This window comes from Paraburkholderia sp. SOS3, assembly GCF_001922345.1.
Taxonomy (GTDB): domain Bacteria; phylum Pseudomonadota; class Gammaproteobacteria; order Burkholderiales; family Burkholderiaceae; genus Paraburkholderia.
This window is the reverse complement of sequence record NZ_CP018811.1, coordinates 1,573,320-1,587,452: the sequence shown is the minus strand read 5'-3', so window position 1 is coordinate 1,587,452 and position 14,133 is coordinate 1,573,320. Positions and strand designations below refer to the sequence as shown.

Sequence of the window (14,133 nt, the reverse complement as noted above, 5' to 3'; positions counted from 1 at the left end):
GAAGTCAAAGCACGATCTTCGTGGTGCCTGAAGCGTCGCCGGGCGCGTTGGCGCCGCCCAGCCACGTCCATTGCACATGGTCGGGCGCCACGTCGAGAAATCGCGCGCGCGGATCGGGAAAAGACTGCCCCTGCTCGACAAATGCCTGACGGTCCCAGCGGTTGTACAACGCGGCCAGCGGGTGATCGCCTGCGACGCGGCCTTCCCAGATGCCCGTTTCCGTGCACTTGCGCGGTCCATTGCAATGGACCGGTGTCGACAACGGCGCGATCCGTCGCAGCCAGCCCATTGCGCTCATCAGCGTGAGGAATGACTCCCGCTGTGGCGGAAGCTTGCGGGCCTCGCCAAGGAAGTGCCACGAGATATCCTCCTCGAAAGCGATCGCCGTCTCGACACGCTCGAATCGCTCACCCGCACGATACTGCTCAGGGTGCTCGCTTCGAACATAGTGGCGCCTCGACCCGTTGACATACAGCGCGAGCCAGTAGCCCGATTCAGGCACCCGTCCCCCGCCGCGAACGACTCGCAGACTCTGATGCCATGGCCGCACCGCGTAACCCTCGGGGATAAACTCGCGCCCCTGCAACTGCCCGCCGCTCGATGGTTGCGGCAAAGGGCTGACGGCCTTGGCGGCATCGATCAGCGTCTGCTTGTTGCCGTCCCACTTCGGGAGCGGCGCCGGCGGTAAGGGCGGCACCTTGTCGAGATTCGGCAGCTTGAATCGGCCCGGATAGCGTTCGAGCGTGTCACGCAGAACGGTATATCGCTCGGCTCTTGCCTCGTCGATATACCCGATGAGGTTTTCACCGCTGGACAAACCAAAACCTCGAAACTCGACCGATAACTCCGTCGCGCACTTTGCGCTGCCCAGTTTCACGCCTTCATGGAACGTTCTCAGTGCCCGTGCCTTGTCCTCCGGCGAAAAGTCGCCCGTCTGCAGATAGCCGAGTTCGAATGCCGCGTCTCCATAGCCCTGCGCCAGCGCGCATTCGAGCATCTTCGTGGCGATAGGGCGGTTACCCCAGAAATCGCCGCCCGGATCGTCATAGGTTCCGCCCAGCTTGTCGCCGAACAAGGTCATGGCGACAGGACTGCCCATATCCGCCGCGCGCTGGAAGAACGCGTACGCGGTGGTCGAGTTTCCCCCGGGAATCAGTCCGCTCTGGTGATAGATGCCCATCCGGTGCCATGCATCCGCCACGCCCAGTTGCATCGCTTTCTCGACCCAGCGGACCGCGATCTCCGGATCCTGCTCCGGTACGCCTGGATAGTCGCTCAGAATCAACGAAGCGAGGTTCAGCATCGCCTTCCAGTGATTGCGCCCGGCAGCTTTCGCGTAAAGATCGTAGATCTGCGCCCAGGCTCTGTCCTTGTAGAAGATATTCGGGTCGTCGAGCGCCAGCGCCTGCAAATACCACTGTTCCGCCTGCGGGTCGACCGGCGGCAGTTGCTGGTCCTGGAACACACAGGTGAAACTCTTGCGATGCGGATCGAAAAGCGGCAGTTTCGTATAACGCGGCAAATCGGACATGGTGGCGGTCAGCGAATACGCGAGGTTTGAAAATCGGCGGGTCTGCGTGCAGCAGGCCAAGACCGCGAGGACGACGCCGAACGCAATCAGCAGCCGGCGCACGCGTGAGGTTCGTTCCATTTCTGACGTACTCAGACAGTGAAGTTGCTGGAGGGAATGTGAGCCGACGCAACCATCAGTGTGGTTGACCGGTGATCTTCGAACTTCAGCAGGAATCCTTGCATCACCATGCCTTTCTTTCGCGCAACTGCATTTCTGTTCATAGCCTTGTTCCAATTATCAAATACACGTTGCAACAACAACGGATCACCCGAACCACTCACTTCACCGCCTGAATGCAACTCGAACACGCGCTTCCGAAGCGCGCTCACCATGTCGTGTCCGGACGCCCCAATGTTGATCTCGCTATCCACAGCCATGCTTCGCTGGTTCAGGTTTGCGCTGCCCATCGTGACGAAAACGTCGTCGATCATCATCAGCTTCGAATGAATGTAGATTTCCCGGTATGCCATCTCGTGGTTGGCATCCAGCCCGCTCGTCCGCAGCCGCGCGACGCTCACCTTCATACCCAATGTCGCCTCCAGTTTTTCGAGACTCGGACGATCGAGAGCCCGGCGCGGTACGTGCACCTGATGAATACCGCCCATCGGGTCGACAATCGTGGTCGTATAGGGCTTGCTGACCGATCCATAGTAATTCTGATTAATCTGCTCACGGTCGATCAGATCGATCTGCTCACGCATCGCGTCGCTATGGCCCAGTTCGGTCAGCGTGTCCGCGGTTCGCGGCACCATCCCATCCTGTTCCGGATGGGCAATCACGATGAACAGGTATAGCGTCGGAATCTCCGCCAGCGGTTTGCCCGAACTTCGGCACCATGCTTGACAGAACTTCTCGCGCTCTTTCTTCAGGTGCCGGGCGAACTCGGGATAAAAGAAATACTGGTTCTCGATGTAGATATAGTTGCGCGCCCAACTGGTTGCCTGGAAATAGAGCGCCTTGATCGTTTTTTCCTTTTCCCGCGCTTGCGTGCGCACGATCTGGACGATCCGGTTCGGGTCGGGTGCGCTCGTCGGAATTCTGGGCGGCAGGCTCGCGAGCTCGACCGCGGCCGGTTCTTTCCGCCGGTCGGCATTCCAGCCGCGCACGAAGTTCTGATGCAAACGCTCGAGGGCCGGCCCGACGATACGGCAAGCGTAGTCCTGATACGGCTTCGTATGCTTGTACGAAGCCGTGCTGCGTATCGCCTCGGTAGCCATTTCGTGCCGGTTCTCATCGATACCGTTTTTGCTCGACCACCGTTCGCGCAGCGGGTCCTCCACCTCGTGATCGAGGCGATCCCAGAAATCGGTCACCGAGTTGAGCCCCATGACGTAACCCACGGCCTGACTACCGCCGTCGTACTCGTAATCGATCAGGACCGGCTTCTGGTGGTGCGTCCCGAACCATTCCATCAGCGCCGATTCGGTGCCGGACGGCCGATCCTCTTCGCCGTCGAGCCCCCGACTGGCGTCGGACTTGCTCACGTCCCGCAGCATGATCTGCAGGTTCGGGTTCGCCGGGCCGCCCCCGAACGGAAGGTTTCTCAGCCACCAGTCGATGCAGTATTTCTGTCGCGTGTCGATGTTCACATAGTTCGACGCAAAAGGCCCTCGCGGCGCATCGCTATACCCCGGCATGTTTTTCTGGACGAGGGACCCGATGCGGTTAGACCAGATCAGCAGACGCACCCTGACGCCGCGACCGGCCAGTTGTTCGAGCAACGCGCCGTACGTCAGTCCCCTCGGCCAGCCGCCGCCGCTGAGCTTTGACGTATCCATATCGCGCTCCAACTCCATCCCCGGATCAAACCCCCAGCAGATGATGTCCGCCGATGCTTTGGCTTCCTTGAGATCTTTCGCGATCGACCTGAAACCCTCCTCACCGCAGATCAGAAAATCCAGCGTATTGCCATAATATTTCTTTACTCTTGGATCATTTTCGAGGAAGAACTGGCCCGAACTCGACGCGGTTCTTCCCTGTTCATCGATCGAAACGTCGACCGGGTTTTGAGTGTTCAGGTGCTCGGACATGGTGTGATGCCGGAAAGCGGCTTTCTATCGAGGTGGATGATCTACGCCAGACGTTCGCCGCGATTCGATCGTTGATCCGAGTGCGAAGGGTTGGCATCGAGTGCGTCCTTGACCTTCAGGTCGAACTTGCCGCCGTTGCTCAACCTGACCTGGTACGCCCGCGTGCCCGGCTGATGATCCTTCACGATCACGCGCCCGAATTCGTCTGTCACGCCGTGGCCGATCTTCACGCTGCCCCGATACAGTTCGTACGGTTCGCTCGCATAGCGATGCGCTTCGCCGGGCAGCGCTGCCAGCACGAATTGCAAGTCGTCCGTGGCCGGCCTGGACTCGACCTGCTCCGGCGTCGCCGCGTTGTCCGGAGAAGCGAAATTACGGCCCGAAGAATGCACGACGAAGGCACCGGATGTTCCGCTCTGGATCTTTCCTGAACTCCAGCGCGTATAACTGCCTCCGCCCACGATCTCGACCGCCTCCTTGGCGCTGATCGTGATGCGGTTCGCCGTCATGGTCACCTTCAGCCTCGCCAGCAGGCCGATACTGTCCTTCAGCGCCCGGATGTCGATGTCGCCGCCCGCGGCGACGAGGCGCATGCCGGCGTTCTGGACGAACACCCGCAGCTTTGAACGGATCGAGGCAAACAGCGACGCGCCCGCCGCGATGCTGGTGTGGCCGCCACTCGTCAGCGCGATATGCTCATCGCTCGCGATGTGCGTGCTGCCATGTGTGGTCGATTCGATGCCGCCGGGGCTGGCAAGCGTCAGATGAGGCTCCGAGAATTCCGGGAAGCCGTCTGCGTCGGGTTTCGCCGACCCCTTCAACACGGTGTTCTGCGCCTTGATCGCTGCTGCGACCTCGCTCTGGTTCGCATCGGTCTCCTGTGCCTGGTTCATCTGCGCCATGCCCGCGAGGCGTTTATGCGCGTCGTATGCCCCGGTCAATCGCTGGACCGTTTCACCGATGTCCTTCGCCGGTGCGTCCGCGCCGCTGCGCGATTCGGTCGTTACCAGCATGCCCCGATTCGCGCGCAGTACGCCCCACAGGTCGGTGGCCAGTTCGAAACCCTCCCCACGCGCCTCGCTTCGTCCCTGGCGGCTGTCGATGCGCGTGTTGTAGCCCAGCACGAGCCGCGACTGTGCGTGACCGCTCGCGATCTGTACCTGCAGCCTGTCCGGCGTGTCGTCGGTCACCATATGGTTGCCGTTTCTCCCGTCGAGACCCCTGCTGCGTATGCCGGTGAGCGCGAGGTTGGCCGGAAGTTTCCAGGGCGGCTGGTTGAACTGGTTGACCTTGCTTGCCATCACGAACGGCTTGTCCGGATCGCCGTCGTGGTAACCAATCGTCACTTCGTCGCCGATGCGCGGAATCGCGACGAATCCATAGCCATTGCCTTGCCACGGCGACGACACGCGCAGCCAGCAGCTCGCATCGATGTCCTCCCGGTTGCGCCGGTCCCAGACGAAGTGGACCTTGACGCGTGCGTAGGCATCGGGCCAAACGGCATGATCGCCATGGCTGGTCACCACAGCGGTTTCCGCATAGGCGCGCGGTTTCTTTTTCGGCCTGTTACTGAAAAAAGTGTTGACCGGTTGAAGCACGAAATCCGTCACACACCGATAGGCTGTGCCGTTATTGGCCTGTTGCGTTTCCAGCCCGGTATTGCGGATATCGAGCGTCGTCGAAACAACCGTGTATTCCGCATTCACCGACTCTTCCGGATGGTCGACCAGCCAGAACGTGTGGCCTGTCGCCAGCGCACGCAGGTTGCCGGTACCCTTCAGGCGATGGCGGCGGCAACGCATCGCGTCCAGCCGCACATTCGCGAGATGGCGGCCCTCCTCCCCGAAGTCGTTTGGCGTGGCGTCGAGACCTTGCGCGCCCGCGAGCGGCTGCGAGTAGTCGCCCCACTGGTAGTGCGCCGCCCGGTCGGTCGCGCTTGCGCTTTGATAGCTTTCGGCCATGAAGCGTGCCCGGGACCGCGTGTAATCGTAGTCGACCAGATCGACCTGACCCGTCGTGATCGTGCGGGAAACTTGCAACCGGTGGATGTATTCCTCATCGATGCGGACACCGTCCGGCGCGTGATACCGGATCTCGTCGTACATGTTGCCGTGCTCTCGATGTGCGCCTGGGGAATCGCACAGGACAAGCGTGCTCCCCCGATAAAAGTAGTAGAGCCCCCACTCACGCCATAACATGGTCAGGAAATCGAAATCCGAGCACCAGAACTGGCGTATAAAGTCGCGCTTCGGATATCCCTTGACGAAACTCGGCGCGGCCAGCCGCTGCTCGACCACGATGCCATGGTCGGCGAGAATTTCCTCGGTAATCTCGACGACGCTTTTATTCTGGAAAATGCGGTTCTCGACGGTCTTTTTTGTCAGCCAGAGGCTGGGGCGCACGATGACCCGGTAGTACGCGTGCCGGTCGTCGCTGTCGGTCAGCCTGACGCTGGTAATCAGACCGGTAATCGTACGCGCGCCTGCGCCGATGTTTCCGGCGCCGGAACCACCTGGCATACCGGGAACGAAGGTGCCCTTTCCCTCGAACTCCACTGTCATGTCGATGACCGCGCCTATGAATTCGTCTGGCTTGATCAACTCGCGAGCCATCCCGACGGTCAACCCCGGCGCGTCGACGGTCATCAGGTCGAGTGCATACCGATAGAGTTTGCCGAGCGCTTCCGTGCCCCTGAGTCTGAGCGGCGCGAGCACTTCGTTATCGCACCAGGCAGGAAACGCCTCGCATCGAACGGACAACGTACGCGCGTGCAGCGGCCTGAACACCGAACCCACGTCAGTTCCGCGCACGGGTTAGGCGGCGTGACGCCGCATCGTCACGCCAGACCATACGCCGACGTGGATTTTCTGTGCACAAGACAAGGTGGACGAATTCCCTACCCTTTATGTGTTTCATGGCGCTTTTTAGTTGATGGGAAAAGCCGGATGAAGGCGACCGATTTCTATATGTCGTTCACAAGCCGGCTCGTATGCTGCCATAACGAGGATGGAAAGAAGCGCGCGACACCATCGCATTGACAAATCTTTTCATACTCTTAAAAGCGGACTAGTTTTATCTGAATCACCAGATGGTGATATCAAGGAATTATTCAGATATATCTGAATCGATGCATTTGGAGAGCCGGGGCAAACATCCAAGTCATCGCGCTTATCTCGCGAAAGTGCCTGGTGGAGTATTTCGCAAATATTTCCCTATTGCCTCCGAACGGAAGCTGATCCGCCTGCCGAGTTAGATTCAACCGAAGGCGACGCGTCGACAAATTCTATCGACTGCAAAATTGCTCTGACGATATGGCGGAATTCAGCATCAATCAGGGATCCAACAATGGTATCGACAGTCCCCTGTCCTCGCTAAGCGGAATGGTTTGATCGGCGACGCGCCCGGAAAATTCGCCAGCATTTCATAATCGTGGTATACACGACGATCGTCACGACAAGATCCACAAACAGCGTCACTGCGAGCGTGAAATCCTCGAAATCTTCCAGACTGTGGATACCGAGATTGTGTGCGGCGGCCAACCACAAATCTGTGTACTCGTCCGTGGTCGGCGTTCGAATGAACCTCACTGTCGCCAGGAACAGACCGGCGAATAGCAACGATTTGGCGATGGGCACGATCGATGGCTCGCTTGCCAGGACTTCCACGCGTTTCGCAACCACCAAATAAACAATGACGGTGACGACAAGGTCCATCAGCAACGTCACCGACACCCAGGAATGTCTAGCATCGCGGGTGCCGAGCGCCACAGAAAAAGCGGACCACCACCGCAGGTGCTCTTCCGTCATCGGAAACGGATAAGTACTGACGAACAGTACCGCCAACAGGAACAGGCCAAGAAACAGTAGCGCTTTTATAAAATAATTAGCTAATCGTGGTGAACTGTTCGGCGCCTCGTCTGTAGATTCTTCCAAAGCTTGAGAACTCCCAGGTAAACGAAAATGCTAACGATAAGATCCGTAAGGGTTGTTACCGATAGGCAGAAACCTTCAACATCATCGATACCGAATTTCTCCGAAAAGACGAACCACCATTCGACCTGATCATTCGGCATCGGCAGCGGGTAGGTATGGACATATCTGATCGACAGTAAGAATAAGCTGACGAACAGCAGACCTTTAACGACTTTCCGGACAAGTATCGCCATGCGTTATCACCTCAATCCGACCGTATGCCAGCAGGCCCGAATTACCCGCCGGAACAGGAACTGTATGCAGTAACGCTCGCCGTACATTCTGAAAATCGGAATAATTTTGCAGTGTGATGCAGCCCTGCGAAATACCGCCGCCACCTATAGGATGCAATCTGAAATTCCCGCGCTTTACGCCGTCGACCCACATATAGTCGTCAATATGTCCATCGTCACAGTACAAGGCGAACCATTCGGCATGGTCCGACGGCACACCCTTGAGCGCGCTGAGCGCGTCGCTCACCCAAGCCTCCGTTTTTGACCAGAGACCTCCTCGGGGTCTATCCACAATCCAATAACTTCCCGCTGGAATTGGACCTTTATTGACGATTCGTGTACATCCGCCGCGATTGCGAAGATTGCCATCGCCCGAAAACGCGGAAAATGATCCGACTCCGTACATAATCAATGGCGCGAACGGCTCGTTGTTAACTACAAATTTCCCTTGAATAGCCATTAACTTCCCTCCCCGGCCTAGCGCTCGCCCCACGAATCGACAAATTTGATATTGCCATCCGTGTAATGCCAGGTGATCCGGTCATACATCATCGACACGGATTCCGTATGATTGAGTTGCGACATACCGGCCAGCTTCGTATTTGCCATCCCGGGGTTAACGCCTGTGATCTTCACTCCCTCCAGCAGCATGATGAAATACACACGCTCCTGACCCGCATCGTTTATGTGATACCACTTCAACTCCGCTGATGCGAGCGTCTGCCCCTTGGCAACGGCCTTATAGAGGTAAGGACTCGATGAATCGAATTCCTTCTCGATCATCATCGGAGAGTGCGAGCGCGTGCCTGTGATTTTCCCGGTATTGCTATCGACAGGTAAATTCAGGCCGTGCCCGAAACCAATCACCTCAATACTTCCCTCACGGCCGTACACGCTGACTGAACCCTTGATGTCCGCACCACCATCGTCTTTAAGCCACATATAGGCAGGAATTGGCATACCGGCTTTGACTCCTCCTGGATTATCAATTTCTAAAAGCAGGCACGCATATTGACACAAGAGAGACAAAAGCAATGTTTCGAGGCAATTGAATTGACGAATCTTTTCAAATTCCTACACGTTGAGTATTTTTATCTGATCGCTTTCCGGGCAAGACATCGGATTCGTTGAGACGACTCCGTAGAAATCCACACGTGACATGCGGCTCTATCAGAAGACCAAAGACCTTCAGATCGAGGCCGGGGCCCACGTCCATATATGCCTCATACCCAGGCCCGCCCCGCCCCACGGATCGCCCCAACGCCGATGCTAAAATCCCACAAACCATCACAGGTCGCCCCACATCGCCACCCGCACCCGGCACCGACCCACGCTCTTCACACCCATGCCCCAAACGGCCCCGCGCACTTCCGTTCTATTCAACGTCGTCGACTTCAACGACGGCGGCATCGAGTCCTCGCTAATGCAATGGCTGAGCATTCTCGATCGCAGCCGCTTCGAGATCACGCTCGCGGTGATGTACGCATCGCCGGCATTCGTGAGCCGCTTTCGCGCATTGATACCGCACGATGTAAAGGTCGAGATACTCGTCGACCGTCCATGGCTCAACTACTTCCAGTCGCGCCGCTACGCACGCAAGCTCGGCAAGCTCGGCCGCATCGGCCGCGACGTGTTCAACACGCTCGCCGTGCGCCCGCACATCAGGAAGCGCATTGCCGGGCTCGCAAAGCGTCACGATGTGATCGTCGACTTCGATATGTCGCTGCGGCGCTGGGCCTCGCAATTCGACATCGCGTGGCTCGGCGTCAATCACTTCAGTTTCGACGCGCGGCTCGGCAACCGTCCGCGCAAGGCGCGGCGCCTCGCGCTTCAATACGCGCGCTACGACGCCGTGATCGCGTTGAACCAGCATATGGCCGACGAAGCCAAGCAGATGTTCGGCGATACGCTGCGCCGGCTCGTCGTGCTGCCCAATGCGATCGATATCGATGCGATCCGCGCCTCGGCCAGCGCGCCGAATGGAACGAAAGCGCCAACCTCGGCGCCGTATATCGTGTCCGTCGCGCGCCTCGACGAGATTCAGAAAGATCACCGCACGCTATTGCGCGCATACGCGAAGTTGATCGAAGACAACGGTGTCAAAGACGATCTCGTGATCGTCGGGAACGGTGCGTTCAAACAGGAGCTGGAAGCGCTCGCGGTGCAGCTCGGCATCGCGCCGCGCGTGCATTTCGTCGGTCATCAGGACAATCCGCATGCGCTGATCGCCAACGCACGCGTACACGTGCTGAGTTCGCGCTACGAAGGCATGCCGATGGTGCTGCTCGAAGCGCTCGCGCACGGCAGGCCGATCGTTGCGACCGACTGCCCGACGGGCCCGCGCGAGATTCTCGATGACGGCCGCGCCGGCATGCTCGTGCCGATCGGCGACGTGGACGCGATGGCCGACGCGCTCGCGCGTATCGTCACCGACGCCGCCCTGCGCGACACGATGACCGCGAACGCACTGGCGCGCGCGCAACACTATGGAATCGAGCACAGTAACCGGCGTTTTGCCGCGTGCGTCAGCGAGGTTCTCGCGGCTCGGCGCAAGCCTCAAAATGCAGGGTCGCCCGCACAGCGCGCGACATGAAGCGAAGAAGCGAGGCGGCACGGGTATAGCTTCGACTGCATGCGATGCTCAACCGAAGCACCCGGCGATGGCTACAAGGCGAGGCGCACCCGCTTGACAAACAACCCGCGCGCCTGCGCGCCGCGCTTCATTCCCCCGCCAATGCCGGCGCCTGATCCTCCGGCAACAACGTTGTCAACACATCCACCGTGCGCACGGTCGCGCCGCGATGGCGCGCGGCAAACGCGGACGCCGCCGCGCCCATCGCTGTGCGGCGCGGCCTGTCGTCGAACAGTTCGCGCAACACGCGCGCGAGGTCCGCGGGGTCCTTCACCTGAATCGCCGCACCGGCCGCGACCGCATCGGCCGTCGCCTGCGTGAAGTTGAATACGTGCGGGCCGATCAGCACCGGCACGCCGACTGCGCACGCCTCGATCAGATTCTGCCCGCCGAGCGGCAACAGGCTGCCGCCGATAAACGCAGCATCGGACGCCGCATAGTAAGCGCCAAGTTCGCCCATCGAATCGCCGAGCAGCACTTTCACCTCACGCGAGAGCGCGCGCACCGGGCCGAGCGCCGCCGCTGCCGCGCCAGCCGGCGCCCACACCGAGCGCCGTTCGACGCGCATGCCTTGACGCTCGACGAGCGCCGCGACTTCGTCGAACCGCTGCGGATGGCGCGGCACGAGCACCAGCAGCGCGTCGTCGATCGCCAGCGCCGCGAACGCCTGCAGCACGAGTTCCTCTTCGCCTTCGCGCGTGCTCGCCGCGACCCACACGGGACGCTCGCCGATCGCCGCGCGCCACGCATGGCCGCGCGCGACGAGTTCGGGCGGCGTGTGCATATCGAACTTCAGATTGCCGAGCACGGCGACGTTGCGCGCGCCGAGCGCGGTCAGCCGCTGCGCGTCGGACGGGCTTTGCGCCAGGACGCGCGCAAAGCCGCCGAACACGTCGCGCGTCGCGTGGCCGAAGCGCGCCGCGCGCCGGTACGAGCGCTCCGACATCCGCGCGTTGGTCAGCACGAGCGGCACGTCGGCGCGCCGGCATTCGTCGATCAGCGTCGGCCATACCTCGGTCTCCATCACGAGACCGAGCGACGGCCGCCACGCATGCAGAAAGCGCCGCACCGCGTGCGGCATGTCGTAGGGCAGATAGCAGCGCAGCACGCGGTCGCCGAAAATCTGCTCGCCCGTCGCGCGGCCGCTCGGCGTCATATGCGTGAGCAGAATGCGCGCGTCGGGACGCGCCTTGATCAGCGCATCGACAAGCGGTTGCGCGGCGCGCGTCTCGCCAACCGATACCGCGTGCACCCAGATCAGCGGCGTGTCGTCTTCAGGCAGCCGGCCGCGCCCGCGGCCAAAGCGCTCGCCGATGTGCCGGCGGTAGCCCGGCTCCTTGCGCGAGCGCCACAGCAGGCGCGCCACCGCGACCGGCGCGGCGATCCACCAGAGCGCGTTATAGATCGCTCTCAGCATCGCGCCTCCGCGCCGGCATCGAAGCATGAACGGCCGCCGACGCAGGCCGGCTTCGCCGCCCCTCGCGACATCCGCTGCGGCAAACTGCAGCGCCGCGCCTCGGCGCACGCCGCGCCGCCACACCGCGATCCACGAGCGCCGACCCTCAAACCAGCGCCCTGCCCTGCAGCCGCTCGAGAATGCCAAGCGGCGCGCATTCGGGCTGCGCCATTGCCTTGACCGGCAGGAAGAACGTCTGCTCGAGCATGAACTGCCCCGACATCACCGCATGCGACGTCTGGTCCGAGAAGCACACCCAGACGCTGCCGGGTGGAAACGGCATGGTTTCTTGCGGCGACGACTGCTGATAGTCGAGGTCTGCCTTCATGCCGTCGTGCAGTTGCAGCATCAGATGGTCGTATTCGCTGCGCGGGCTTTTCGTGACATGCAGCAGATTCAACAGCCACGCGGCGCCCGGCATTTGCGGCTTGATGCGCGGCAGAAAACGCTTTGCCATGTCTTCGAACGGCTCGCCGACGCGCCATACACGCGGCGTACCGTGCGGATTCACATTCGTGAACACGCGCAAGATGCGCTCGCCGTAGTTTGGCCGCGACGGAAAAGCATCGACGTGCAAGCGGCTGTCGTCCTTGCGCCATGACGTCTGGCGCGTTTCGACCTGATGCAGCCGCAAGCTCGTCGGTGCGACGCGCAGCTTGTTGCGGTACTCGGGAAAGAGGCCGTCGACGAGCGTGCGCGCATTCGTCTGGTAGCGTGCGATCAGCGCGCGCACCGCCGATTGCGTGACGGTGTCGCCGAGCACGCCATGCAGCGCGCCGCCGTTCGGTTCGAGGCTGATGTTCTTGCGGTTCGGATCGGCGATCGCCGGATCGAGCAGCGCGGTTTCGCCGCCTTCGATCGCAAAACGCAGGTTCGGGAAGTACAGCACCTTGCCGCGCTCGACGCCCGCGAGCAGCGTCTCGCGCGCCACCGACAGGTTCTGCGCCTGCCAGTCGCCGCTTGTCACTTCGATGATCTGGGATTCGTTCATGGTCGCCCTTCTTTTGCAGCGGATGAAGCGTAGGTAGCGTGTGCGGCGCGTACCGCCTGGTAATGCTGCGTGGTATCGCGGGTTCGCCTGTCGGTCGACCGTATCGCAAGCAAGGCCCTTTACAGCAGACCGAATCCGGCGAGCGCGTGCTTGACCGCCTGCAGCGTCGGCGGTTGGCCGGCCGTGCCGAGATTGATCACGTTCGGCGACCAGTAGCCGCCCGTACGCCACGCGGTCGCGAAATTGTACAACTCGACCGTCGGCCGCTTGAGCGCTGCGGCAATATGCACAAGGCCCGTGTCGACGCCGACCGTCGCGTCGGCGCCTTCGATCAGGCCCACTACCGCCGGCAGCGACAGCTTCGGCGGCACGATCGCGGCCGCACCGAACTCTTTCGCGAGGCGCTCGCTCGTCGCACGCTCCGCGTCGCTGCCCCACGGCAAAACCAGCGACGCGCCGCGCCGCACGAGCGACTGGCCGAGTTCGATCCACGCCGTGTCGGGCCACTGCTTGTCGGCGCGCGAAGTCGCATGCACGAACACGACGTACGGCACGGGCAGGTTCAGTTGCGCCTGCGAGACCGCCAGCGACGCGCGGCCGACATCGATGCCGAAGTCGATTTCGTCTGTCGGTTGCGGCCGCGGGTCGTCGAGCGCGGCGGCGACGAGCTGGCGCGTGCGCTCGACCACATGCGTACGCGGCTCGATCGGCACGCGCTTACCATAGAAAAAGCGCACCGGCCATTCGTAGCCGGCGCCGTCGGTGCGGTTGCCGAGGCCCACGACCGGCCCGCGCGCCATCCGTGCGAGCCACGCGGTCTTGATAAGCCCCTGGCAGTCGATCACGAGGTCGTAGTGCTCGGCCGCGAGCGCACGGCGAAACGCGCGGATCTCGGCCCAGTTGGCCGGCGAAAACAGCTTCTTGCGCCAGCGCCGCAGCGACACGGGAATCGCCCGGTGCACACCCTGCACGAGCTCGACGAGCCCCACGAAGCTCTCTTCGACCAGCCAATCGATTTGCGCGTCGGGATGGCGGCGGCGGATATCGGCAATCGCCGGCATGTTATGCACGACGTCGCCCAGCGACGAGACCCGTACGATCAGTATCTTTTGCGCGCTCAAGGATGGGGTGCCGGTCATTCCGGCATCGCAGTACGTTGAAAGGACGCAATTCTATCGCGCCGCGCGCAAAATCCATGAAAAAACGCGGCGCGGCCCGTGGGTGGGCTCGCGCCGCGTCGATGAGGC

At 61.2% G+C, this 14,133-nt stretch carries 10 protein-coding genes; 1 reads left to right on the top strand and 9 read right to left on the bottom strand.

The features are described from left to right. Positions 1-4: 4 nt before the first annotated feature. The 6 genes from BTO02_RS07290 to BTO02_RS07260 form a co-directional block, all read right to left on the bottom strand. On the bottom strand, positions 5-1,531 hold the full coding sequence (locus tag BTO02_RS07290; protein ID WP_075158668.1) for a tetratricopeptide repeat protein: 1,527 nt from the start codon (positions 1,529-1,531) through the stop codon (positions 5-7). 131 nt (positions 1,532-1,662) lie between these two features. After that, positions 1,663-3,603, bottom strand: coding sequence for a phospholipase D-like domain-containing protein (locus BTO02_RS07285; protein WP_075156477.1), 1,941 nt, complete (start codon positions 3,601-3,603; stop codon positions 1,663-1,665). 41 nt (positions 3,604-3,644) lie between these two features. Next, a complete protein-coding gene (locus tag BTO02_RS07280; RefSeq protein WP_232243478.1) occupies positions 3,645-6,362 on the bottom strand; it encodes a type VI secretion system Vgr family protein in 2,718 nt (905 codons plus the stop codon). A gap of 612 nt (positions 6,363-6,974) precedes the next feature. After that, positions 6,975-7,535 (bottom strand): hypothetical protein, encoded by a 561-nt coding sequence (locus BTO02_RS07275; protein ID WP_156883774.1) that lies wholly within the window; start codon positions 7,533-7,535, stop codon positions 6,975-6,977. Between the two features lie 204 nt (positions 7,536-7,739). Then, positions 7,740-8,267: a DUF2778 domain-containing protein gene (locus BTO02_RS07265; RefSeq protein ID WP_075156474.1), complete on the bottom strand. Its 528-nt coding sequence runs from the start codon at positions 8,265-8,267 to the stop codon at positions 7,740-7,742. A 17-nt stretch (positions 8,268-8,284) separates the two neighbouring features. Then, complete coding sequence (locus BTO02_RS07260; protein ID WP_075156473.1) at positions 8,285-8,767, bottom strand: Hcp family type VI secretion system effector; 483 nt, start codon at positions 8,765-8,767, stop codon at positions 8,285-8,287. Between the two features lie 385 nt (positions 8,768-9,152). Here BTO02_RS07260 and BTO02_RS07255 point away from each other — a divergent pair, with 385 nt between their 5' ends. Then, on the top strand, positions 9,153-10,400 hold the full coding sequence (locus BTO02_RS07255) for a glycosyltransferase (RefSeq protein ID WP_075156472.1): 1,248 nt from the start codon (positions 9,153-9,155) through the stop codon (positions 10,398-10,400). A 127-nt stretch (positions 10,401-10,527) separates the two neighbouring features. On the opposite strand, the gene waaA is transcribed toward BTO02_RS07255, so the two are convergent. The 3 genes from waaA to waaC all read right to left on the bottom strand — a co-directional run bounded on the left by waaA (position 10,528) and on the right by waaC (position 14,025). Beyond that, positions 10,528-11,856, bottom strand: coding sequence for a lipid IV(A) 3-deoxy-D-manno-octulosonic acid transferase (gene waaA, locus BTO02_RS07250; RefSeq protein WP_075158666.1), 1,329 nt, complete (start codon positions 11,854-11,856; stop codon positions 10,528-10,530). A gap of 145 nt (positions 11,857-12,001) precedes the next feature. Then, positions 12,002-12,886 carry a Kdo hydroxylase family protein gene (locus BTO02_RS07245; protein WP_075156471.1) on the bottom strand — a complete coding sequence of 295 codons (885 nt, stop codon included), beginning with the start codon at positions 12,884-12,886 and terminating at the stop codon, positions 12,002-12,004. Between the two features lie 119 nt (positions 12,887-13,005). Continuing rightward, on the bottom strand, positions 13,006-14,025 hold the full coding sequence (gene waaC, locus BTO02_RS07240) for a lipopolysaccharide heptosyltransferase I (protein ID WP_198039206.1): 1,020 nt from the start codon (positions 14,023-14,025) through the stop codon (positions 13,006-13,008). Positions 14,026-14,133 lie beyond the last annotated feature (108 nt).